Consider the following 21,879-nt stretch of genomic DNA (forward strand, 5'->3'; position numbering starts at 1 on the left):
CCGCCATGCATGCCCCCTATCCCCCGGAACCGGAACGGGCCGCCGAGGTGCGGCGGCGGTTCGGCGAGGAGGCCCGCTCCGCGCGGCCCGACCTCGCGACCCTCTGTCTGCTGGTGGGAGCGGCCGCGGACGGGACGCTGGACGATGCCGGGATGGACGCCGCGCAGATCGAGCTGGACCGGCTGGCCGGGCAGCTGCCCTTCGCGCCGGGCGGACCCCGGTCCTGGGCCGCCGCGCTGGCCGACCTCCTCGGCGGGCGCCACGGATTCCATGGCACGCCCGCCGACTACGAGCGGCTGCAGTCCTCGTTGCTGCACGAGGTGTTGCGGCGGCGGCGCGGGCTGCCGATCCTGCTGTCGGTGGTGTGGATCGAGGTGGCACGGCGGGCGGGTGGGCCGGTGCACGGGGTCGCGCTCCCCGGGCACTTCGTCGTCGGGTTCGGGCCGACGGACGAGCACGTGCTGGCCGACCCCTTCGACGGGGGCCGGGTGCTGACCGGCGGCGACGCGGAGATGCTGGTCGCCGGGGCCACGGGGGCGCCGCTCGATCCGTCGATGCTCGTGCCCGCCGATCCGCTGGACGTCGTGCTGCGCATGCTGAACAACATCCGCGCGTGGGCCGCCGCCCGGCCCGAGCGGTCGGATGTCGCCCTGTGGGCGGTCGAGTTGTCGTTGCTGCTGCCGTCGCATCCGGCGCGGCTGCGGTACGAGCGCGCGCAGCTTCTCGTGCAGCGCGGCGATTTTCTGCGAGGGGCCGCGGAGCTCGAGGCCTACGCCGAGTTGGTGTCCGCCGTCGACGAGACGGCGGCCGACCGGGTGCGAGAGCAGGCCCGGGCGGCTCGAGCCAGGCTCAACTGAGGGTTCGCCCCAGCACCGCGGGGTCGGCGCGGTCGTGCGAGTGCGGATACGTCGGGACCGGTCGCGCGCCCATGCGGCGGAGCCGCTTGATGTCACAGGCCCGGCGCCCTTTCGGGGGCGCTACAGCCACCCTTTCTCACGAGCGATCCGTACCGCCTCCGCCCTGTTGCGGACCGCCAGTTTCTGGATCGCCGTGGAGAGGTAGTTGCGGACCGTGCCCTGGGACAGGTGCAGGGCGGCGGCCAGCTCCGCGTTGGTGGAGCCGTCGGCCGCCGCGCGCAGGACCTCGCGTTCGCGGTCGGTCAGCGGGTTGGCGCCGTCGGCGAGGGCGGCCGCCGCCAGGGTGGGGTCGATGACGCGCTCCCCGGCCAGCACCTTCCGTACCGCCTCGGCGAGTTGGGCCGCGGGCGCGTCCTTCACCAGGAAGGCGTCGGCGCCCGCCTCCATCGCGGAGCGCAGATAGCCGGGACGTCCGAACGTGGTGAGGACGATCACCTTGAGGGACGGGAACTCCCGCTGGAGCTGGGCCGCCGCCTCGATCCCGGTGGCGCCGGGCATCTCGATGTCCAGGAGTGCCACGTCCACGTCATGGGCGCGTGCCGCCGTCAGCACCTCGTCACCGCGGGCGACCTGGGCAGCGACCTCGATGTCCTCCTCCAGGCCCAGCAGGGCGGCCAGGGCTTCCCGGACCATCGACTGGTCCTCGGCGAGCAGGACCTTGATCGTGCGGCTCATGCACCGGATCCTACGTCCACCGCGGTACCGAGGGGCACGCGCGCGACCAGCCGGAAGCCGTGCTTCAGGCGGCCCGCCTCCAGGGTCCCGGCGGCCTTCTCCAGCCGCTCGGTCAGACCCGTCAGGCCGTTGCCGGGGCCCTTGCCCGAGCCGCCCGAGCCGTTGTCCTCGACGGAGAGTTCCAGCACCGGGCCCTCCAGGGTCTGCCGCCGCAGCACCTCCACCGTGCAGCGCCCCGCGCCGCTGTGCCGTACGACGTTGGTCACCGCCTCCCGCAGAGCCCAGGCAAGGGCGGACTCGCTCTCCTCCGCCACGCCGGCGAGGTCCGGTTCCGCGGGCACCTGCGCGGTGACCCCGGCCGCCGTCAGGGCGACCTGGGCGCCCGCGAGTTCGGCGGCCAGGCGCGGGCGACGGTAGCCGGTGACCGCCTCGCGCACATCGACGAGGGCCTGGCGGCTGACCTGTTCGATGTCGGCGACCTGCTGGGCCGCCTTGTCGGGATGGTCGGGGAGCATACGGCCGGCGAGCTCGCTCTTCAGGGTGATCAGGGAGAGCGAGTGGCCGAGCAGGTCGTGCAGATCGCGGGCCAGCCGCAGCCGCTCCTCGTTGGCGGCGAGCTGCGCGACGGTGGCGCGGGCCTTGCGCAACTCGATCGTCGTGCGCACCAGCTGGCCGACTCCGGTCATCGCGTACCCGATGAGCAGCACCAGGAGAAGCATGTTCCACGCGTGCTCCTCACCGACAAGCTGTCCGACGAGCAGCATCTCGGCGGCCGTCGCCGGGATCGCCCAGTAGGCCACCCGCAGCGGCAAGGTCGCCCCGCAGGCGACGGACACGTAGACGAAGAGGCCGATCCAGGGCGAGCCGAGCGTGAAGCACAGCAGGGCGGCGAGCGCGGCGAGAGAGACCAGGAGGACGCTGACGAACGTCCGGGAGAACGGCCGGCCCATGTTGCGGAAGACCAGCGTGAGATAGACCCCGACGAAGCCCGCGAGACCCAGCCAGCCGGCCGCGATGCCGCCGGTGGTGTGGTTGCCGGAGGCAAGGTCGTGGACCGGTGAGCTGAGGAAGACGAGCCAGACGCCGATCCACAGGGTCTTGCGCAGCAGCTCCCGCCGGTTGCGGGGCGGCTGCCCCATGCGCATCAGCCGCTCCGACCGGACCTCGTCGGACCGCAGGTCGTCCGTCATGGCGCTCACGCCTTCAAGGTGTCCTTCCGGTACAGCCAGGCCGCGCCGCCTGCGAACAGCGCGAAGAAGGCGACGAGGACGGCGATGTCCTGTGCGTGCGGGGCCCGGCTCTGTTCGATGGCCTGTCCCAGGGCAGCGTACGCGTAGGTGGGCAGCCACTTGGCGATGTCCTGCAGCCACTGCGGGAAAGTGGTCGTCGGCATCCACAGACCGCCCAGTATCGACAGGCCGAAGTAGGTGATCATCGTGATCGGGCGGACCGCGTCGCCGCTGGCGAGGTAGCCGATGGCCACGCCGAGCGCCGCGAAGACGAGGCTGCCGGCCCAGATCGCGCCGGTGAGGGCGAGCCACTGCCAGGCGTCCAGGTGGACGTGCTTCACGGCCGCGGCGACCACGAACACGACGACGATGGACGGGAGGCTGACGACGGCGGCACTGGCGGTCTTGGCGAGGACGTAGCCGCGCCCCGGCAGGGTGGTCAGCCGCAACTGCCGTACCCATCCGCTCTCGCGCTCCTTGGCGATCCGCTCGCTGTTGCCCATCAGGACGGCGGTCAGGGCGCCGAAGGAGGCCATGGAGACCATCATGTAGGTCGGGATCGTGAGGCCTGTGCCGTCGACCTTGGTCACGCTGTCGGCCTTCCCGGCGATGAGCAGGAACAGGAGCGACGGGTAGAGCACGGAGAAGAACAGGAACTTGCGGTTGCGCAGGGCCCGGGCCAGTTCCAGCTTGATCAGGCTGCTCATGACTGCTTGGCCTCCTCGGCCTCGGTGATGGCGACGAACGCCTGCTCGAGCCCGAGCCCAGCGACTTCGAGGTTGCGGGGGTAGACGCCGAGGCCGTACAGGGCGTGGACCGTCGCGTCGGCGTCGGTGGACTGGATTCGGACCGTCTGCCCGGAAACGTCTATCGAGGTCAGGAAGGGCAGCGCGCGCAGCGGGGCCTCGTCGATCATGCCCTCCAGGTCGAAGGAGACGCGGCGGGCGCCGGCCTTCGCCTTGATCTCGGCGGCGGTGCCGTCGGCGAGGAGCCGCCCGCGGTGCAGGACGAGCACCCGGTCCGCGATCGCGTCGGCCTCTTCCAGGTAGTGCGTGGCGAACAGGACCGTACGCCCCTGGTCGGCCTGCTCGCGCATGGTGGCCCAGAAGGCCTGGCGGGCGGAGACGTCCATGCCGGTGGTCGGCTCGTCGAGCACGATCAGGTCGCTGTCGCCGGCGGTGGCCAGGGCGAAGCGGACGCGCTGGGACTGGCCGCCGGAGAGCTTGTTGACCTTGCGGTCGGCGATCTGCGAGATGCCCGCGCGGGCGAGGACGTCGGTGACCTTGTAGGGCTTGGGGTGAAGAGCGCAGGCGAGCTTGACCAGTTCGGCGACCGTGACCTCGTCCATCAGGCCGCCGCTCTGCAGCATGGCCCCTACGCGCCCGGCCACGATGGCCTCGCGGGGGCCGGTACCGAACACCCGGACCGTGCCGCTGTCCGCGTGCTTGAGCCCGAGGAGCAGGTCGAGGGTGGTCGACTTGCCCGCCCCGTTGGGGCCCAGCAGGGCCACCGTCTCGCCCGGGTGCAGTTCGAGCGACAGCGCGTCGACGGCCCGGACGTTTCCGTAGGCCTTGGTCACCTGGTCGAACCCGACCACCGGCCCGGTGGCCGTAGTTGTCGTCGTCATGGCCCCATCGTCGCGACGCCGTGGCACCGCGGGGCAGTGCCGGCTGTCGCGCATTCGACATGACAGACGTCATGTCGGCGGGGGACACCCGACGGATGCCGGGTGCCCCCGTGCCGTGCGCGCCGCGGCTAGCTGGGGTTCGTCTCGATCGTGGCGTCCCGCTCCGCGGTGGCCTTGCCGCGCAGCGCCTTGCTCAGGGCGCCGGCGACGTCCTGTGGGGTCACGTCCGTCTTGCTCCCGTTGCCGCGCTGGATCTTCACCCCGGTGAACGTGCCGCCGTACAACTCCTTGAGCACCTGGAGGTCATAGTGCTCCACCAGTTTGCCGTTCACCGCCTGCACGCTGAGGAACTTGTAGATCGACTTCTGCGGGCTGAACGAGACGAAGTGCACGGCGTCCGTGCGCACCGTGACGTTGGCGGACATCGCCGGCTCCGCGAACGCCTTCATCATCCGGTCGACCTCGGCGTTCGTGATCGTCGGCTGCCGGGTGGTCGTGGGCACCTTCACGGGCGTGCCGACGCCGGTCTCCACCTGGGTGCGGTACGCCTGCTCGACCGCCGCGGTCGAACCGGCGACGTCGATGCCCTTGCCCGCCTTGCCGTACACGGCCACGGCCTTGCCGGACTCGAACTTGATCGTGCCCTCGGTCAACGAGCCGGCGCCTCCCGCGGCGCGCTCCAGGGCGGCCTGCAGCTTCTCCTCGTCGACCGGCATGACCGGACTGACGACACGCTCCTGCCCGAAGAGGGAGCCGATCACCGACATCGGGTTGTAGTCACTCTGCGCGGCGGCCGCGACGGTGGCCTTGCTGTCGAGCTGAAGGCCCGCCTGGTCCGGCTTGAGGGAGACGGTCTTGCCGTCGACCGACAGCTGGAGCGGCTTGTCCGTACGGCTGCCCAGCGCGGCGTCCAGCTTCTGGATCGCCTCGTCACGGGTGCCGCCGCCGATGTCGACGCCGAGCACGGTGGTGCCCTTGGGCACGTCGGAGTGGTTCATCAGCAGACCCGCGCCGTAGGCGAAACCGGCGACGACGACCAGGCCGCCGACCAGGAGCACCGGCTTGTTGCGACCCTTCTTTTTGGCCTTCTTGGCCGGCTTCGCACCGGTGGACTGCTGCGCCTTGGGCGGGTCGGGCAGCTTGGGTGGCGTGTGCGGCACCGGTCCGTCGGGGTGTGTGCCCGCGAACGGCCCGTTCTGGGCACCCGACGGGACGACCGGGATGCCGCTGGTGACCGTGTGCCCCGAGATGTTCTCGCCGGGGCCGCCGAAGCCCTGGCCACCGGGTCCGGGGGCCGGCTTCTGTGGGGTGAGGATCGCGGTGTCGTCGCTGAGCCCGCCGCCGGGACGGCCCCGGCCCGCGGCGGCAGCGGCACCTGGCGCGCCAGGTGCACCGGGGCCGAGAGGACCGCCCTGGCCGGTGCCGGGTGTGCCCGGGAGGCCGGGTGTCGGGAAGCCCTGGCCGCCGGGGCCCGCCCCGGGGGCGCTCCGGCCGGGACCACCCGGCCTGGGGCCTGCGGGGGGAATGACCGGTCCGTCGCCCGTGACCGGGCCGCCGGTGGGTCCGGACGGGCCACTGCGGCCCGCATCGGTGAAGTACGGAAGATCGTCGCGGCTGGATTCACCGCCTTCGGTGCCGATGGCCGGGAACGAGGCGGTGCTGGCCGCCACCGCGTCTGAGACGTCGAAGGAGCCGGTGCCGCCGCCGTGCCCCGGCGCGACGGGGCCCGCGCCGGTGGCACCGGGAAGCCCCCTGCCGTTCGTCCCGCCCGGGCTTGCGCCCAGCGGGCCCGCGCCGCCGGTGCCCCCTCCGGGCCGTGCACCCGGGGCGCCCGGAGCCCCGGAAGCACCGGGGCGCGCACCACCCGCGCCGTTCGCGCCCGGAGCACCCGGCAGCGCGCCACCCGCACGGGGGCCGCCCGGCGCACTCGAGGTTCCGTTCGGGCCCTGTATACCGGAACCCCCCGGCAGGCCGGGGCCGTTGGCCGACCCGCCGCCCTGCGGGCCCTTGGCCGCCGAGGCTCTGCGGGGCGCGAACCAGTCGCTCGCCGTGTCCTCGGCCTGCGCGGAGGGTTCCACGGGGCTGTCGAAAGTGCTGAGCGCGCTCGCGGTCTCCGTCGTCTGGGTGTCAGGGCCCGCTTCGTCCGCGGTGTCGGCGTCCGCGACGGGCGTGCGCATGACGACCGGCGGAATGGGCCGCGATCCGGGGATGTTGATCCGGATCCGGGTCGTCAGCGTGGTCTCGGTCTTGCGTTCTTCCGGCCGCGCGGCCGAACGGCTCGCGTCGACACCGTCCTCGGAAGCCATGGGGGTCCCGTACGGCGGCGTCCCCGACGGGTACGCGGCTCCGCCACGCCCGTTCGGTCCGGCGGACGAACTGTCAGTTTCACGACTCAAGGCAGGTTCTCCCGGTTGGCTCCACCGCCTGTTTCGACCTCAACAGGTGGTCTCCTCCGCTCCGGCGAAGCCGAGAACACGGAGGAGGCTCGGCGGCGCGCACCACCATACTGGCCGCTCGCCCCCAGCAGACCGCGCCTGCTGGGAAACCCGCACGGGACCCCCACCTGCACGCCCCGTTTTCACGGGGGACATCCCGCGCCCCGGAAGACGAAGTGGTACGTCACTTGCCAAGTCGGGCGCCGGGGCCACCCGGTCACCGCCCCCGGGCAAGGGTGGCGCAGATCACAGCGACGGCCATCCCGCCCAGCAGGAAGAGATAGGATCCGACGCCCGCACCGAACAGGAAGTCGCCTTCCGGGCGGCTGGCGGTGAGCAGGATGACGGCGATCACCCAGCCCGCGGCGGGCGCGACGGCCCCCGCCCGGGTCCCCGTGGCCCGCGCACCTCCGACGAAGAGCCCGGCCGCGCCCACGAGTGCGAGGAGCAGTCCGCCGGGAAACCAGCCGGACTGCACGAGCCCGCCCGCCACGCCGACCACCGCGCCGAGCATGAACAGGCCCAGATATCCGGCGATCCGTCCGGCCGAGGGCGGATTCAGCGGCTGTGCGAGCGCACTCGGCTGCTTGCCCGAGGACGTCATGGGGTCACTCCTTGGAACAGGTCGGTCTCGCGTGCCTCGGTGCTCCCCCAGCCTCCGGCCGGGGGGACCCCCCTCTCGCTTCGCTCACCGCGCACCAACTCGTAATATTCGGTGGTGAACAGGGGCTGCGCGAGCGCGTTGGAAAGGGCGAACCACGGCTCGGTGACCTCGATCTGCGTGGCGTGCGCCCGCATCGCCGCGGCCTTCGCGGCAGCGAACGCGGTGCCGTCGATCTGCGTGGTGATCAACGCCTCGTCGATCACACCGGGAACGTCCTCGACGGTCGCCGCCTTGGCGAAGGGCGTCTTGTCGAGCACCTCGCGCAGGCGCTCGAAGGCGGCCTCCGCGACCGGGCGCGGCACCCGGTTCCAGTAGATCTTGGCGATCTCCCAGGACGCGCCGAGGTCGGGGCGGAAGCCGGGGTCGGCGGCCAGCTCGGCGGCGCGCATGGCGACGCGGTGGGCCTGGATGTGGTCCGGGTGGCCGTAGCCGCCGTTCTGGTCGTAGGTGACGAGGACCTGGGGGCGCACCTCCCGGACGACCGCCACCAGATGGCCGGCCGCCTCGTCGAGGCCGGCGGCCCAGAAGGCGCCCGGTCGGTGGTTCTGGCGGGCGCCCATCATCCCGGAGTCGCGGTAGCGGCCGGGACCACCGAGGAGGCGGTGGTCGGTGATGCCGAGCTCCGCCATGGCGGCGGCCAGTTCGCGGAGGCGGTAGGGGCCCAGCGCGTCGTCGCGGTCGGGCGCGAGATGCGCGAGCGCGGGCGGGATGACCTCGCCCTCCTCGCCGAGCGTGCAGGTCACCAGCGTCACCCGGGCGCCCTCGGCCGCGTACCTGGCCATGGTCGCCCCGTTGTTGATCGACTCGTCGTCCGGGTGCGCGTGCACCAGGAGCAGACGCCGGTCGGGCAGATCCGTCATGGGACCCACCCTACGAGGCGGGCGGCGCCGTGCGTCGTGCCCCGCCCGGGTCGGAGCCCGTCAGAACTTGATGCTGCCGATCATCCCCGCGATGTTCGTCGTCAGCTCGCTGATCGTCGGGGCGACGGTCGAGGAGGCGAGGTAGAACCCGAGCAGCATGCACACGATCGCGTGCCCGGCCTTCAGCCCTGACTTCCTGATCAGAAGGAAGACGATGATCGCCAGCAGCACCACCGCCGAAATCGAGAGTGCCACGGCGGCTCACCTCCAAAGATCCACAGGGGCGCGGGGGTCGGACTATGGGGGCAACGAATCCGTGCGGAAATATCCACACAGATAAATCCACCCGGATGCAAGCGGGTTCATACCCACTATGCGGTAGCGATCATAACTATCCGTACGTGCGCATCGATCGGCGCACGGCCGCACAAGGGGGCGCATGGCCAATATGGTCGGGGCATGACGACCGAGTCTGCTTCCTTCCCCCGACGGCACGCGCGGACCCAGCGGTTCACGCTCGGCGCGCCGCGTGCGTTCACCGTCGCGCCCGACGGTTCCCGTGTCGTGTTCCTGCGCTCCGCGTCCGGCACGGATCGCGCGCACCAGCTGTGGGTCCTCGATGCGACGGACGGCACGGAGCGCCCGGCGGCCGATCCGCGCGCGCTTCTCGGGGGCGCCGCCGAGCAGTTGCCACCCGAGGAGCGCGCCCGCCGGGAGCGCAGCCGCGAGGGCGGCGCCGGCATCGTCGGCTACGCCACCGACACCGCCGTGGAGTTGGCGTCTTTCGCCTTGTCGGGACGGCTTTTCACGGCGGAGCTGCGCGCGGGCACGGCACGCGAACTGCCCGTGCCCGGACCCGTGATCGACCCCCGACCGGCCCCCGACGGACGGCATGTCGCGTACGTCGCCCGAGGCGCCCTGCGCGTGGTCGGCGCCGAGGGCGAGGACGACCGGGCGCTGGCCGAGGAGGAGTCGGAGTCGGTCTCCTATGGATTGGCCGAGTTCATCGCGGCCGAGGAGATGGGGCGTTCGCGCGGGTTTTGGTGGTCGCCCGAGTCCGACCGGCTGCTCGTGGCACGCGTGGACGACACGCCGGTGCGCCGGTGGTGGATCTCCGATCCGGCACATCCGGAGCGCGAGCCGCAGCGGGTCGCGTATCCGGCGGCCGGCACCGACAACGCGGACGTGCGCCTGTTCGTCCTGGGCCTCGACGGGGCCCGCACGGAGGTGGTCTGGGACCGGGCGGGCTACCCCTATCTGGCGCGTGTTCACTGGTCAGCGGCGGCTGCGCCGCTGATTCTGGTGCAGGCGCGCGACCAGCGCAGCCAGCTGTTCCTGGCAGTGGACCCGGACACCGGGGCGACCCGGATGGTGCACGCCGACGAAGATCCACAATGGCTTGAACTTTTCCCTGGGGTCCCGTGCTGGAGCCCCTCCGGGCAGCTGGTGCGGATCGCCGACGAGGGCGGCGCGCGGGTGCTCGCGGTGGGGGAACGGCCTCTCACAGGAGCGCAGTTGCACCTGCGGGCGGTGCTCGACGTGTCGGACGACGATGTGCTGGTCGCGGCGTCGGCCGGCGAGGCGGCAGCCGATCCGGAGATCGGCGAGGTCCATGTGTACCGGGTCAATGAGCTCGGCGTGGAACGCGTGTCGCAGCAGCCGGGCGTGCACTCGGCGGTGCGTGCCGGGGGCGTGACCGTGCTCGTCTCTTCCGTGCTCGACCGCCCGGGTGCCCAGGCGCACGTGCTGCGCGACGGCAAGAAGGTGTCAACCATGGCGTCGTACGCGGAAGATCCCGGTTTGTCCCCGCACGTGACACTCACACAGGGGGGCGCACGCCGAATCCCGTGCGCCGTGCTTATGCCTACGGACTACGACGGTGACACCTCCCTTCCCGTTCTCCTGGACCCCTACGGGGGCCCGCACGGGCAGCGCGTGGTGGCCGCGCACAACCCGCACCTGACCTCGCAGTGGTTCGCCGACCAGGGCTTCGCGGTGATCGTCGCGGACGGGCGGGGCACCCCGGGCCGCTCCCCCGCATGGGAGAAGGCGGTGAAGGACGATCTCGCGGCGGTCGTGCTCCAGGACCAGGTCGACGCGCTGCACGCCCTGGCCGGCGACTTCCCGCTCGATCTGAGCCGGGTGGCGATCCGCGGCTGGTCCTTCGGCGGCTATCTGGCGGCGCTCGCGGCGCTGCGCCGCCCGGATGTGTTCCACGCGGCCGTGGTCGGCGCACCGGTGACCGATCTGCGGCTGTACGACACCCACTACCAGGAGCGCTACCTGGGGCACCCGGCGCGGCAACCCGAGGTCTACAGCCGTAACTCCCTCATCGACGACGCGGGCCTGGTGGAGGCCGCGGAGCCGACCCGGCCGATGATGATCATCCACGGGCTGGCTGACGACAACGTGGTGGTGGCCCATTCCCTGCGCCTGTCCTCGGCCCTCCTGGCCGCCGGCCGCCCGCACGAGGTGCTCCCGCTGTCCGGCGTGACCCACATGACCCCGCAGGAAACGGTCGCCGAAAACCTGCTGCTGCTACAGCTGGACTTCCTGAAGCGCGCTCTGAACCCGGTCTGAGAGCGGCGCCGGTTCAGGCGCAGAAGAACGAGCCGGGGTGACATGGCGCACCCCGGCCCGTTTACGGCACCCGCACGGCCGTACGCTGTTCACTGTGCTGCGTCCGTATATCGGAACCGCGTCGGCCAAGTTGCTTGCTTGTTAACGAACTTCGTGTGCTTTTGTGTGCTTATACGGGCTCCTCGTGCGGGTCATCCCCCACCACCGGCGGCTCCTCGGGCGGCACCACCGTCTTCTCCTCCGCGAAATGGCACGCCGAATCGTGCACGGCCGGCCCCGTCGCCCGACGGAAATCCTCGGGGACCGCGAGCGGTGGTACCTCCAACGCGCACCGCTCCCGGGCCTTCCAGCAACGGGTGCGGAAGCGGCAGCCGGAGGGGATGTTCGTCGGGGAGGGCACGTCACCGCTCAGGATGATCCGTTCCCGGCGCTCGCGCGCCTCCGGGTCGGGCACGGGTACGGCCGACAGCAGGGCCTGGGTGTAGGGGTGCGTCGGATGGTCGTAGATCTCCGCCTCCCTGCCGATCTCCACGATCCGCCCGAGGTACATCACCCCGACCCGGTCGGAGATGTGCCGCACGATCGACAGGTCGTGCGCGATGAAGACGTAGGACAGCCCGAACTCGTCCTGGAGCCGCGCCATCAGGTTGATCACCTGGGCCTGGACGGACACGTCGAGCGCGGACACGGGCTCGTCGGCGACGATGATCTCCGGGCGCAGCGCCAACCCCCTTGCGATGCCGATGCGTTGACGCTGGCCGCCGGAGAACTGGTGCGGATAGCGGTTGATGTACTCGGGGTTGAGCCCCACCACGTCGAGCAGCTCCTGCACCCGCCGGCGCCGGTCCCCCCTGGGCACGGCCTCGGGGTGGATCTCGTAGGGCTCCCCGATGATGTCGCCCACGGTCATACGGGGGTTGAGGGAGGTGTACGGGTCCTGGAAGACCATCTGGATGTTGCGCCGGACGGCCTTCAGGGCGCGCCCGGACAACTTGGTGATGTCCTCGCCCTTGTACTTGATCGAACCTGCCGTCGGTGTCTCCAGGTGGACCAGCATCCTGGCCACCGTCGTCTTGCCGCAGCCGGACTCGCCGACGATGCCGAGGGTCTCCCCGCGACCCAGGGTGAAGTCGACGCCGTCGACCGCCCTGACCGCGCCGATCTGCCGCTTGAAGAGGATGCCCCGGGTGAGCGGGTAGTACTTGACCAGCCCGCAGACCTCCAGAATCGGCTCAGGACCGGCCATGCAGACACTCCCTCCAGAAATGGCAGGCACTCACCCGCTCGCTCCCGTGGTCGCCGGCGACCTCGTAGAGCGGCGGCACATCGGTGCGGCACACGTCCCGGGCCAGGGGACAGCGGGGGTTGAAGGCACAGCCGGGCGGGATGTTCATGAGGTTCGGCGGCAGGCCCTTGATGGCGTAGAGCTGCCGGCCCTTCTGGTCGAGGCGGGGAATGGAGTCCAGCAGACCCCTGGTGTAGGGATGGGCGGGCGCCTTGTAGATGTCGTGCACGGGAGCGGACTCCACGATCCGACCCGCGTACATGACGGCGATCCGGTCGGCGACGTCCGCGACCACGCCCAGGTCGTGCGTGATCAGGATGAGGCCCATCCGGTACTCGCGCCGTAGCTCGGCGAGCAGGTCCATCACCTGGGCCTGGACGGTGACGTCGAGGGCGGTGGTGGGCTCGTCCGCGATGATCAGCGCGGGCTCCAGCGCCAGAGCCATCGCGATCATGATGCGCTGGCGCATGCCGCCGGAGAACTGGTGGGGGTAGTCGCGAACGCGCTGCGCGGAGCCCGGGATCCTTACCCGGTCCATCAGGTCGACGGCCTTGGCGCGGGCGTCCTTCCTCGACATGCCGCGGTGTACGACGAACATCTCGCCGAGCTGCTCGCCCACGGTGAGCACGGGGTTGAGGGCGGACAGCGCGTCCTGGAAGATCATGGCCATCCCGGCGCCGCGGATCCTCCGCCGCTCGTCCTCCTTCAGGGTGAGCAGGTCCTTCCCCTGAAAGAGGACTTCGCCGCCGGTGATCCTGCCGGGCGGCATGTCGAGGATGCCCATGACGGCCTGCGCGGTCACGGACTTGCCCGAGCCGGACTCGCCGAGCACGGCGAGCGTCTCGCCCGCGTCCACGCCGTAGCTGACGCCGTTGACCGCCTTGGCCACCCCGTCCCGGGTCCGGAACTCCACGTGCAGGTCGCGCACTTCGAGGAGCACGGGGTCACCTCAGCTTCGGGTCGAGGGCGTCGCGCACCGCGTCGCCGAGCATGATGAACGCGAGCACGGTGATCGCGAGGGCGCCGGAGGGCCACAGCAGCGCGTGCGGGGCGTTGCGGATGTACGGCGAGGCGGCGGAGATGTCGATACCCCAGGACACGCTCGGCGGCTTCAGACCGACACCCAGGTACGACAGGGTCGCCTCCAGGGCGATGTAGGTGCCCAGCGCGATGGTCGCCACGACGATCACCGGTGCGACCGCGTTGGGGGCGATGTGCCGCAGCAGGATGCGGGAGTTGGAGGCGCCGAGGGCACGGGCCGCCTGGACGTAGTCGTTCTGCTTGGCGGTGATGACCGAGCCGCGGGCGATGCGGGAGATCTGCGGCCACCCGAGCAGCACCATGAACCCGATGACCGGCCAGACCGTGTTGCTGGTCACCACGGAGAGGAGGACCAGACCGCCGAGTACGACCGGGATGGCGAAGAAGATGTCGGTGGTGCGGGACAGGATCGCGTCCCACCCTCCCCCGAAGAACCCGGCGAGCCCGCCCAGGATCGAGCCGAGGACCGCCACGCCCAGCGTGGCGCAGACGCCGACCGTGACCGACGTACGCGCGCCGTAGACGGTCCGGGTGTACACGTCGCAGCCCTGGCCGTCATATCCGAACGGATGCCCGGGCTGGGAACCCTCCTGGGCCTTGGCGAGGTCGCACTGGAGGGGGTGGCCGGAGGTGATCAGGGACGGCCAGACCGAGATGACGACCAGGAAGAGGATCACCAGCCCGGCGACGATGAAGACGGGGTTGCGGCGCAGGTCGCGCCAGGCGTCGGACCACAGGCTGCGCGGCTTGCCCGCGGGACCTGTGCCCTCCGGTCCCCCTGGTGTCTTCTCGAGGGTGGTCGCCTCGCTCGCGGCGAGGTCCATCGCGCCGCCCATGCCGGTCCCGGCGACGGCCCGCTCGGGCTCGTACGGCTGCTCAGGCATAGCGGATCCTCGGGTCGAGTACGGCGTACAGGAGGTCGACGAGCAGGTTGGCGACCAGGAAGACGAGGACGAGGACGGTCACGAAGCCGACGACCGTCTGCGTGTTCTGCCGGAGGATCCCCTGGTAGAGCTGGTAGCCGACCCCGTGGATGTTGAAGATCCGCTCGGTGACGATCGCGCCGCCCATCAGCGCGCCGATGTCGGTGCCGATGAAGGTGACGACGGGGATGAGCGAGTTGCGCAGCAGGTGATGGGTGATCACGCGGTGGCGAGGCAGCCCCTTGGCGATCGCCGTGCGGACGTAGTCGGACCGCTTGTTCTCGCCGATGGAGGTCCGGGTCAGCCGGGTGACATAGGCGAGCGATACGGAGGCGAGGACCAGGCCGGGGACGATCAGCTCGCCGAAGGCGGCGTCCGGCGAGACCGACGGCCTGATCCAGCCCCATTGGACGCCGAGCAGCAGTTGGAGCAGCAGACCGGTGACGAAGGTCGGCACCGAGATCACGACGAGGGTCAGCAGCAGGACCGTCGTGTCGACGGGCCGCCCGCGGCGCAGACCGGTGACCACACCGAGGGCGATGCCGATGACGATCTCGAAGAGGATCGCGACGACGGTGAGCCGGATGGTGACCGGGAAGGCCGTCGCCATCAGCTCAGTGACGGGCTGCCCGTTGAAGGCGGTGCCGAAGTCGCCGGTGAAGACGTTGCCCATGTAGGTCGCGTATTGCTGCCACACGGGTTTGTCGAGGCCGAAGTCCCGGCGCAGCTGGGCGGCCGTGGCGGGGTCGCACTGCCGCTCCCCGCACAGGCCCGCGATGGGGTCGCCCATCACGTTCACCATCAGGAAGATCAGCAGGGTCGCGCCGACGAAGACCGGGATCATCTGCAGCAGACGCCGGACGACGTACCGTCCCATGGGGCCTCCGGGGGGTAGCGGGCAGCCGTGGGGCTCAGCCGACCTTGATCTCGTTGTAGACGGGGACGCTGAACGGGTTGAGGGCCACGTGGGAGAGGCGCTCCGAATAGCCGGCGCTGCCGTTCTGGTACCAGAGCGGGATGGCGGCCATGTTGTCCCGTACGACCCCCTCGGCCTGCCGGAACAGCTTCACCGCCTTGGCCTGGTCGCTCTCCGCGTTCGCCTGGTCGACGAGCTTGTCGAAGTCCTTGTTGGACCACTTGCCGTCGTTGGAGGACGCGTTCGTGTAGTAGAGCGGCTGCAGGAAGTTCTGGATCAGCGGGTAGTCCATCTGCCAGCCGGCCCGGAACGGGCCCTGCATCTTGTGCCGGCCGATCTGGCTGCGGAAGTCGGCGAAGGTGCCGACCGGGTTGCCCACGCAGGCCTTGTCGTTGCCGAGGGCGTTGTTGATGGAGTTGCACACGGCGTCCACCCACTGCCTGTGGGAGCCGGAGTCGGCATTGTAGGTGATCTTGATCTGGCCGCCGGGCAGCCCGCCGCCCTCCTGGATGAGCTGCTTGGCCCGGACCGGCTTGTACCTGCAGGGGTCGCCGCACAGCCCCTCCTTGAAGCCACCGTCCGGGCCGAGCACCGGTGAGGTCCAGTCGGTCGCGGCCGTGCGGGTCTTCAGAAAGATGGTGTTCGTGATCTGGTCCCGGTCGATCGCCATGGACAGGCCCGTGCGGACCTTCTCCGTCCCGGGCTTGTTCCACCTGGGGTCGTAGAAGGGGAACGCGAGGGTCTGGATGATGCCGGCCGGGACGTTGATGTACCGGCCGTCCAGGTCGGCCTTGATGAACTTGAGCTGCGGGGCGGGTACGTCGTCGACGAGATCGAGGTTCCCGGCCAGCAGATCGGTGTAGGCGGTGTTGCTGTCGGTGTAGACCTGCAGATCCACCCCGTTGTTCTGCGCCTTGTCCGCGCCCGGGTATCCGTTCCACTTCCTGAGCGACATCATGAAGCCCCTGGTGTAGGACTTGATCAGATACGGACCGTTGCCGACCGGTTTCTTCAGCCAGGCCGTGTGGTTTTCGAAGAACGCCCTGGGCAACGGGGAGAAGGCGGCGTAGCCGAGGGTGTCCGGGAAGGTCGAGAACTTCTGGTTGAGCCTCACCGTGAAGGTGCGGGGGCCGGTCACTCGGAGTCCGGAGAGGGTGTCGGCGGTCTGGGTGCCGGTGTCCGGGTGCACTTTGTCGTACCCCTCGATGTATCCGAAGAAGTACGCGTTCTTCTGGTTGTTCTTCAGGCTCGCGCCGTAGTTCCAGGCGTCGACGAAGGACTGGGCGGTGACGGGCTCCCCGTCGCTGAACGTCCAGCCGGCCTTGACGGTGATGGTGAAGCTCCGCGAGTCCGACGTCTCGATCTTGTCCGCGAGCATGTTCTCGGCCGCGCCGGTCTTCGGGTTGTAGCGCTTCAGTCCCCTGAAGACCATGTCGAGGACCTTGCCGCCCTGGACCTCGTTGGTGTTGGCGGGCTCCAGCGGGTTCTGCGGATCGCCCCAGGAGGCGCTGAGCACTCCAGGGTCGCTGCCGCCGCCTCCGCCCCCGCCGCAGCCGGCCGCGACGAGGGCTGCCGCGGCCGCGCCCGCCGCCCATCCCGCACGCCTGGCTCCACGCATGGAGTGCCTCCTCGGAGTGCCCCGAACCTCCAGCGCCGAGGCGCTGTCCGTTATCACTCCATATCAGCATTTAGCTGACATATCACCCAGTCACGCCACCCGCCGCGGCGGGACGTCATTCGGATGGCAGGCATCCCGCGGGAGCCCTTGAGCGTGGAAAACGAGAGGTCGGGCGGCAGCCCGACCTCTACATCAGGTCCATTTCGCCGACCACCTGCTCCCCACCCATCTCCCCCGTGCGCCGGAACCCCAGCCGCAGGTAGAACGGTTCGGGGCCGCCCTCGCCCTGTGCCCAGGTGACGGTGGCGCGGGTGGCGCCTCGGCGGCGGACTTCGTCGCAGCCGGACCGTACGGCGAAGCTGCCATAGCCGCGGCCCTGGTGACCGGCGGCGATGTTGAGGCGCCACAGGCCCGAGCGCGGGCGGTCGTCGGGCTCCTCGGGGTTGAAGCGGACGTCGAAGAAGGCCATGACGAAGGCGACGAGTGCGTCGCCGTCGTAGACGAGTCGGGGCCAGGCGGTCCCGGGGCGGACGTACGCCTCGGCGAGCGACTTCACCGCCGTCGACACGAAGCGCTCCTGGTCCGGGCGGACCCGCAGTTCGCACGCGGCGTCGACGTTCTCCTCGGTCACCTTCTCCAGGCGCAGGGGCAGGGGCAGGGGCAGGGAGGACATGCTCAGTCCGACTCTCCGCGTTCCATGCAGAATTCGTTGCCCTCCGGATCCGCGAGGACGACCCAGCCGCCGCCGTCCGGTCGGGTGCGGCCCGCGATCCGGCGGGCACCCAGGGCCAAGGCGCGGTCCACCTCCTGGGCCCGGGTGCGGCCCCGGGGCCGGAGGTCGAGGTGGACACGGTTCTTGGCGGACTTGCCCTCGGGCACCCGGACGAAGAGCAGGGCCGGGCCGCCGTCGGGGTCGCGGAGCACCGCCTCCGGGTCGCCGGGCTTGTCGTCGTCGGCGAGGGGGCGGTCCAGCAACGCGCTCCAGAAGAGGCCGAGTTCGTACGGGTCGCCGGTGCAGTCGAAGGTGATCGTGCGGATGATCGGGCCGAGCGGGGTGCTCTCTCCCATGAGGCTCAGACTCCCTTCGCGCCGTCGAGCAGTTCGCGCACGATGTCCAGGTGGCCGTTGTGGCGGGCCGTCTCCTCGATGAGGTGCAGCAGGATCCAGCGCAGGTCGACCCGGCGGCCGTCGCGGATGGGGCGTTCCGCCCTGGTGTCGAGGTCATGGGCGGCGACCAGGTCGCGGAAGCGGGCGCTCTGTTCCTCGTACTCGGCGAGGAGGCGGGCCAAGGGAATGTCGACGGCCAGACGCATCTCCGGGTCCGGGTCGTCCTCGGTGGCCCGGGCCACCATGCCCTCGTCCTCCTGGCCCAGGAAGACCACGTGGAACCAGTGGTACTCCACCCAGCGCAGATGGCTGACCAGACCGCACAGGGTCATGAGCGGAGAGCCGGGCAGCGGCGCCTTGACGGCGTCCTCGGGCGAGACGCCCTCGCACTTGGCGCGGGCGGTGGCGCGTACATAGTCGAGAAAGGTGGTCAGCTGCGTGCGCTCGTCCCAGGCGGGAGGCGTGTCGGTTCGAGTCATCGCCAGGCAGCATCCCGGACCGCCGACCGGAAGTCGAACGAATTGAACGCGCAAACGAAGGGGACGAGCAAGGCGATCACGCAGCCCGCACGACGAGTTCGACCTCGAAGCCGTCCGCGTTCTCCAGGTACGCCGCACAGTGACCGGGACCGCCCGCGTACGGGTGGCGGTCGGGGAAGAGGAGGGTCCAGCCGTGCCCGGGCGCCTCGGTGACGAGGGCGTCGAGGTCCGCCCGGGTCGGCACGTGGAACGCCAGATGGTTCAGGCCCGGACGCAGCCGGTCGTGGTCGCGCCCGCGCAGGGCCGGGGACTCCTCCACGACGATGTACACGTCCCCGTGCCGCCAGCTCCGGCCGTCCGGCCAGTCCTGGTAGGGGGCGCAGCCGAGGCGTTCCAGCAGCCAGCCCCAGGACGCGACGGCGCTCCCCAAGTCGGGGACCCACAGCTCGATGTGATGCAGCACGCCCTGCTCTTCCCCTGTCGGCCCCGCGAGCGGCCTCCGTCGTCCCGGGAGACGAGACGGCTCTCCCCACGGACACTACGCGATACCCCCACATGTTGGTTACGGTCGACAAAGATCGCGTACAGTCCGCCCAACCCCGGCCCGGAGCTGAGAAACTGCCACGATGGTCGACCGCGCGTTCTCCGATGTCGCCCTTGCCGGGCTGTACGACGCCCTCAATCCGTGGGGCCCGAGTGACGACTTCTACCTGGAAGTCGTGATGAGCGCGGCGCGGGTGCTGGATGTCGGCTGCGGGACCGGCAAGCTGCTGGCGCGGGCCCGGGAGAGCGGGCACGACGGGCGGCTGTGCGGGCTCGACCCGGCCGCCGCGATGCTCGTCCAGGCGCGGCGCCGCGCTCCCGGTGTGGAGTGGGTGCTCGGCGACCTGCTGTCCCACCGCTGGCAGAGTGCCTTCGATCTCGTCGTGATGACCGGGCACGCCTTTCAAGTGCTTCTGTCGGACGAGGAGCTGCTGACCTGCCTGGCAGGCGTGCGCGAAGCCCTCGACGAGGGTGGGAAGTTCGTGTTCGAGACCCGGAACCCGACAGCCCGCGCCTGGGAGTCGTGGACGCCGGACCGGGTGCGCGAGGCGCCGTACGGCGACGGCGAGGTCGTGAGCCTCCGGCACGAGGTGGAGACGCCTGAGCCGGGGGACCGGGTGACGTTCACCTCGACCTTCGACGGCACCGGTTGGGAGCGTCCGCGGGTCACCCGGAGCACCCTTCGGTTCCTTGAACCGGACGCCCTCTCCCGCTTCCTGACCGGGGCTGGGCTCACGGTCGTCGAGCAGTACGGGGACTGGGGGCGGGGTCCGCTCACCCCCACCAGCCCCGAGATCATCACCGTGGCGCGGACCGCCGACCGGGCCGACTCTCTCTGAGGACGCCTCCTCTCGCCCGGTCCTCGATCGACACACCGTCAGGCCTCCACCTGGAGCGCTTCAGAGGTGTGGACCAATGACTGTCTCGATCGCATCCACGTGCTATTTCCGCAGGCCACAAGGGGTTCAGGCGCCGTTGACGCGCGCAGACCGCCGCTGATAGACACACCTTCACCCAGCCGACGTCAGCCGACCCAGCTCGAACAAGCATTCCAACGAGCCGTCCCTGCACAAGCGATGACGCGAGGTCATGATCGATGAGCACACGAGTCCAGCACGGCAGAGGGCGCCCTCGCCCGGACAGACCACGACCCCGTACGGCTCGGCTCCTGGCCGCCGCCTTGACGCTCTTGACCGCCTTCGCGATGTCGCTCGCCCCCTCGTCCCAGCGGGCCGAGGCGAAGGACAAGGCGGTCCTCACCGTGGCGGTCGCCCAGAGCGTCGACTCGCTCAGTCCGTTTCTGGCGACCCGTCTGCTCAGCACCAGCATCCACCGGCTGATGTACGAGTACCTGACCAACTACGACCCCAAGGACGCCCACGTCATCCCTGCTCTGGCCACCAAGTGGGAGTCGTCGCCCGACAAACTGACCTGGACGTACACGATCCGCTCAGGATCCAAGTGGTCGGACGGCCGGCAGGTCACCGCCGAGGACGCGGCCTGGACCTTTAACAAGATGATGTCCGACGAGGGCGCCGCCACCGCCAACGGCAGCTTCGTCACCAACTTCGAGAAGGTCACCGCGCCGAGCCCCACGAAGCTGGTCATCGAGCTGAAGAAGCCTCAGGCCACCATGACCGCGCTCGACGTGCCGATCGTGCCCAAGCACATCTGGGAGAACGTCAAGGACTTCTCGAAGTTCAACAACGACAAGAGCTTCCCCATCGTCGGCGACGGGCCGTTCGTGCTCGCCGACTACAAGCCCGACAGCTACGTGCGGTTGAAGGCCAACAAGAGCTTCTGGCGCGGGGCACCCAAGTTCGACGAGCTCGTCTTCCGGTACTACAAGGACCAGGACGCGGCGGTGGCCGCCCTGCGCAAGGGCGAGGTCTCCTTCGTTGCCGGTTCGCCCTCCCTGACTCCCGCCCAGGCGGCCTCCCTCAAGGGCGACAAGAACATCCACGTCAACGAAGGCCCCGGCCGCCGCTTCTACGCCCTCGCCACCAATCCGGGCGCGCAGGCGAAGAACGGCAAGAAGTTCGGCGACGGCGACCCGTCTCTGCTGGACCAGCGGGTACGGCACGCGCTGTTCATGGCGGTCGACCGCAAGACCGTCATCGACAAGGTGTTCCAGGGCCACGCCGTCGAGGGCAAGGGATACATCCCACCGCGCTTCTCGACGTACTTCTGGCAGCCGTCGGGAAGCCAGGAGCTCGCCTACGCCCCGGCCAAGGCCGCCCAACTCCTCGACGAGGCCGGCTACAAGAAGAACGGCGACGGCAAACGCGTCGGCAAGAACGGCAAACCCCTGAACTACCGCGTCCTGTGCCATGCCACCGACCCCAATGACAAGGCCGTCGGCAAGTACCTGCAGGAGTGGTGGGGCAAGCTCGGCATCGGCGTGACGCTCAACTGCCTGGACAACGTCACCGATCCTTGGCTCGCGGGCACGTACGACCTCGCCTTCGACGGCTGGTCGGTCAATCCCGACCCCGACTTCGTGCTCTCCATCCACACCTGCGCCGCGCTCCCGGCGACTCCCAAGGACACGGGCGCGACCGACAACTTCATCTGCGACAAGAAGTACGACGAGCTCTACGCCCAGCAGCTCGCCGAGTACGACCCGGCCAAACGGGCGGACCTCGTGAAGCAGGCCGAGTCGAGGCTGTACGACCTGGGGTACATGAACGTCATGGCCTACCCGAACGCGGTCGAGGCCTACCGCACGGACCAGATCGAGTCGATCACCACCATGCCGTCCGCGGCGGGCAACATCTACGGCCAGGACGGTTACTGGAGCTGGTGGTCAGCCGTTCCGGCGAACTCCGGGAACTCTTCGGGCGATTCCACGTCCACGGGCGTCATCATCGGAATCGTCGCGGGCGTCGTCGTCCTCGTCGGCCTCGCGGTGCTCTTCGCGGTGCGCCGCCGGGCCACGGCCGAAGACCGCGAATAGGCCGGCCACCGACCGAGTGAGTGC

At 70.3% G+C, this 21,879-nt stretch carries 21 protein-coding genes; 4 read left to right on the top strand and 17 right to left on the bottom strand.

What is annotated here, in order from left to right; all coding sequences use genetic code 11:
* Window positions 1-5: 5 nt before the first annotated feature.
* The gene (locus ACZ3TS_RS04015; protein ID WP_467613495.1) at window positions 6-857 is read left to right on the top strand and encodes a transglutaminase family protein; all 852 of its coding nucleotides are present in this window, start codon (window positions 6-8) and stop codon (window positions 855-857) included.
* A gap of 120 nt (window positions 858-977) precedes the next feature.
* Here the strand turns inward: ACZ3TS_RS04015 and ACZ3TS_RS04020 are convergent, their stop codons facing one another.
* The 8 genes from ACZ3TS_RS04020 to ACZ3TS_RS04055 all read right to left on the bottom strand — a co-directional run bounded on the left by ACZ3TS_RS04020 (window position 978) and on the right by ACZ3TS_RS04055 (window position 8,662).
* Window positions 978-1,592: a response regulator gene (locus tag ACZ3TS_RS04020; protein WP_467613496.1), complete on the bottom strand. Its 615-nt coding sequence runs from the start codon at window positions 1,590-1,592 to the stop codon at window positions 978-980.
* Window positions 1,589-2,782 (bottom strand): sensor histidine kinase, encoded by a 1,194-nt coding sequence (locus tag ACZ3TS_RS04025; protein WP_467613651.1) that lies wholly within the window; start codon window positions 2,780-2,782, stop codon window positions 1,589-1,591. Before ACZ3TS_RS04025 ends, ACZ3TS_RS04020 begins: the two co-directional genes overlap by 4 nt.
* 5 nt (window positions 2,783-2,787) lie before the next feature.
* Entirely contained in the window at window positions 2,788-3,528 is a 741-nt protein-coding gene (locus ACZ3TS_RS04030; protein ID WP_467613497.1) for an ABC transporter permease, read from the bottom strand.
* Window positions 3,525-4,448, bottom strand: coding sequence for an ABC transporter ATP-binding protein (locus ACZ3TS_RS04035; protein ID WP_467613498.1), 924 nt, complete (start codon window positions 4,446-4,448; stop codon window positions 3,525-3,527). The genes ACZ3TS_RS04030 and ACZ3TS_RS04035 overlap by 4 nt, the downstream gene beginning before the upstream one ends.
* A 128-nt stretch (window positions 4,449-4,576) precedes the next feature.
* Window positions 4,577-6,844: a hypothetical protein gene (locus tag ACZ3TS_RS04040; RefSeq protein WP_467613499.1), complete on the bottom strand. Its 2,268-nt coding sequence runs from the start codon at window positions 6,842-6,844 to the stop codon at window positions 4,577-4,579.
* 256 nt (window positions 6,845-7,100) lie between these two features.
* Window positions 7,101-7,487 (bottom strand): DUF6113 family protein, encoded by a 387-nt coding sequence (locus ACZ3TS_RS04045; RefSeq protein ID WP_467613500.1) that lies wholly within the window; start codon window positions 7,485-7,487, stop codon window positions 7,101-7,103.
* The gene (gene mshB / locus ACZ3TS_RS04050) at window positions 7,484-8,407 is read right to left on the bottom strand and encodes an N-acetyl-1-D-myo-inositol-2-amino-2-deoxy-alpha-D-glucopyranoside deacetylase (protein ID WP_467613501.1); all 924 of its coding nucleotides are present in this window, start codon (window positions 8,405-8,407) and stop codon (window positions 7,484-7,486) included. The genes ACZ3TS_RS04045 and mshB overlap by 4 nt, the downstream gene beginning before the upstream one ends.
* A gap of 60 nt (window positions 8,408-8,467) precedes the next feature.
* Complete coding sequence (locus tag ACZ3TS_RS04055; RefSeq protein WP_306189482.1) at window positions 8,468-8,662, bottom strand: hypothetical protein; 195 nt, start codon at window positions 8,660-8,662, stop codon at window positions 8,468-8,470.
* Window positions 8,663-8,866: 204 nt separating this feature from the next.
* Here ACZ3TS_RS04055 and ACZ3TS_RS04060 point away from each other — a divergent pair, with 204 nt between their 5' ends.
* The gene (locus ACZ3TS_RS04060; RefSeq protein ID WP_467613502.1) at window positions 8,867-10,987 is read left to right on the top strand and encodes a S9 family peptidase; all 2,121 of its coding nucleotides are present in this window, start codon (window positions 8,867-8,869) and stop codon (window positions 10,985-10,987) included.
* Between the two features lie 169 nt (window positions 10,988-11,156).
* Here the strand turns inward: ACZ3TS_RS04060 and ACZ3TS_RS04065 are convergent, their stop codons facing one another.
* The 9 genes from ACZ3TS_RS04065 to ACZ3TS_RS04105 form a co-directional block, all read right to left on the bottom strand.
* Window positions 11,157-12,233: an ABC transporter ATP-binding protein gene (locus tag ACZ3TS_RS04065; RefSeq protein ID WP_467613503.1), complete on the bottom strand. Its 1,077-nt coding sequence runs from the start codon at window positions 12,231-12,233 to the stop codon at window positions 11,157-11,159.
* Window positions 12,220-13,212 (bottom strand): ABC transporter ATP-binding protein, encoded by a 993-nt coding sequence (locus tag ACZ3TS_RS04070; RefSeq protein ID WP_467613504.1) that lies wholly within the window; start codon window positions 13,210-13,212, stop codon window positions 12,220-12,222. The genes ACZ3TS_RS04065 and ACZ3TS_RS04070 overlap by 14 nt, the downstream gene beginning before the upstream one ends.
* 4 nt (window positions 13,213-13,216) lie before the next feature.
* A complete protein-coding gene (locus tag ACZ3TS_RS04075; protein WP_467613505.1) occupies window positions 13,217-14,197 on the bottom strand; it encodes an ABC transporter permease in 981 nt (326 codons plus the stop codon).
* Window positions 14,190-15,113 carry an ABC transporter permease gene (locus ACZ3TS_RS04080; RefSeq protein WP_467613506.1) on the bottom strand — a complete coding sequence of 308 codons (924 nt, stop codon included), beginning with the start codon at window positions 15,111-15,113 and terminating at the stop codon, window positions 14,190-14,192. Before ACZ3TS_RS04080 ends, ACZ3TS_RS04075 begins: the two co-directional genes overlap by 8 nt.
* Before the next feature lie 34 nt (window positions 15,114-15,147).
* On the bottom strand, window positions 15,148-16,770 hold the full coding sequence (locus tag ACZ3TS_RS04085) for a peptide ABC transporter substrate-binding protein (protein WP_467613507.1): 1,623 nt from the start codon (window positions 16,768-16,770) through the stop codon (window positions 15,148-15,150).
* A 187-nt stretch (window positions 16,771-16,957) separates the two neighbouring features.
* A complete protein-coding gene (locus ACZ3TS_RS04090) occupies window positions 16,958-17,443 on the bottom strand; it encodes a GNAT family N-acetyltransferase (RefSeq protein WP_467613508.1) in 486 nt (161 codons plus the stop codon).
* Between the two features lie 2 nt (window positions 17,444-17,445).
* On the bottom strand, window positions 17,446-17,838 hold the full coding sequence (locus ACZ3TS_RS04095) for a VOC family protein (RefSeq protein ID WP_467613509.1): 393 nt from the start codon (window positions 17,836-17,838) through the stop codon (window positions 17,446-17,448).
* A gap of 5 nt (window positions 17,839-17,843) precedes the next feature.
* Window positions 17,844-18,356 carry a DinB family protein gene (locus ACZ3TS_RS04100; RefSeq protein ID WP_467613510.1) on the bottom strand — a complete coding sequence of 171 codons (513 nt, stop codon included), beginning with the start codon at window positions 18,354-18,356 and terminating at the stop codon, window positions 17,844-17,846.
* 76 nt (window positions 18,357-18,432) lie between these two features.
* Window positions 18,433-18,819 (bottom strand): VOC family protein, encoded by a 387-nt coding sequence (locus ACZ3TS_RS04105; RefSeq protein ID WP_467613511.1) that lies wholly within the window; start codon window positions 18,817-18,819, stop codon window positions 18,433-18,435.
* Between the two features lie 163 nt (window positions 18,820-18,982).
* On the opposite strand from ACZ3TS_RS04105, the gene ACZ3TS_RS04110 reads away from it, so the two are divergent.
* Together ACZ3TS_RS04110 and ACZ3TS_RS04115 are read left to right on the top strand one after the other, a co-directional pair.
* Window positions 18,983-19,738: a class I SAM-dependent methyltransferase gene (locus ACZ3TS_RS04110; RefSeq protein ID WP_467613512.1), complete on the top strand. Its 756-nt coding sequence runs from the start codon at window positions 18,983-18,985 to the stop codon at window positions 19,736-19,738.
* Between the two features lie 365 nt (window positions 19,739-20,103).
* Entirely contained in the window at window positions 20,104-21,855 is a 1,752-nt protein-coding gene (locus tag ACZ3TS_RS04115) for an ABC transporter substrate-binding protein (RefSeq protein WP_467613652.1), read from the top strand.
* The last annotated feature ends 24 nt before the right edge of the window (window positions 21,856-21,879 follow it).

The sequence above is a fragment of the Streptomyces sp. NPDC022910 genome, assembly GCF_055561075.1.

Coding starts and splice junctions, on each gene's coding strand:
- ACZ3TS_RS04015 (WP_467613495.1), top strand. CDS start 6: ATGCATGCCCCCTATCCCCCGGAACCGGAACGGGCCGCCGAGGTGCGG.
- ACZ3TS_RS04020 (WP_467613496.1), bottom strand. CDS start 1,592: ATGAGCCGCACGATCAAGGTCCTGCTCGCCGAGGACCAGTCGATGGTC.
- ACZ3TS_RS04025 (WP_467613651.1), bottom strand. CDS start 2,782: ATGACGGACGACCTGCGGTCCGACGAGGTCCGGTCGGAGCGGCTGATG.
- ACZ3TS_RS04030 (WP_467613497.1), bottom strand. CDS start 3,528: ATGAGCAGCCTGATCAAGCTGGAACTGGCCCGGGCCCTGCGCAACCGC.
- ACZ3TS_RS04035 (WP_467613498.1), bottom strand. CDS start 4,448: ATGACGACGACAACTACGGCCACCGGGCCGGTGGTCGGGTTCGACCAG.
- ACZ3TS_RS04045 (WP_467613500.1), bottom strand. CDS start 7,487: ATGACGTCCTCGGGCAAGCAGCCGAGTGCGCTCGCACAGCCGCTGAAT.
- mshB (WP_467613501.1), bottom strand. CDS start 8,407: ATGACGGATCTGCCCGACCGGCGTCTGCTCCTGGTGCACGCGCACCCG.
- ACZ3TS_RS04060 (WP_467613502.1), top strand. CDS start 8,867: ATGACGACCGAGTCTGCTTCCTTCCCCCGACGGCACGCGCGGACCCAG.
- ACZ3TS_RS04065 (WP_467613503.1), bottom strand. CDS start 12,233: ATGGCCGGTCCTGAGCCGATTCTGGAGGTCTGCGGGCTGGTCAAGTAC.
- ACZ3TS_RS04075 (WP_467613505.1), bottom strand. CDS start 14,197: ATGCCTGAGCAGCCGTACGAGCCCGAGCGGGCCGTCGCCGGGACCGGC.
- ACZ3TS_RS04080 (WP_467613506.1), bottom strand. CDS start 15,113: ATGGGACGGTACGTCGTCCGGCGTCTGCTGCAGATGATCCCGGTCTTC.
- ACZ3TS_RS04085 (WP_467613507.1), bottom strand. CDS start 16,770: ATGCGTGGAGCCAGGCGTGCGGGATGGGCGGCGGGCGCGGCCGCGGCA.
- ACZ3TS_RS04090 (WP_467613508.1), bottom strand. CDS start 17,443: ATGTCCTCCCTGCCCCTGCCCCTGCCCCTGCGCCTGGAGAAGGTGACC.
- ACZ3TS_RS04095 (WP_467613509.1), bottom strand. CDS start 17,838: ATGGGAGAGAGCACCCCGCTCGGCCCGATCATCCGCACGATCACCTTC.
- ACZ3TS_RS04100 (WP_467613510.1), bottom strand. CDS start 18,356: ATGACTCGAACCGACACGCCTCCCGCCTGGGACGAGCGCACGCAGCTG.
- ACZ3TS_RS04110 (WP_467613512.1), top strand. CDS start 18,983: ATGGTCGACCGCGCGTTCTCCGATGTCGCCCTTGCCGGGCTGTACGAC.
- ACZ3TS_RS04115 (WP_467613652.1), top strand. CDS start 20,104: ATGTCGCTCGCCCCCTCGTCCCAGCGGGCCGAGGCGAAGGACAAGGCG.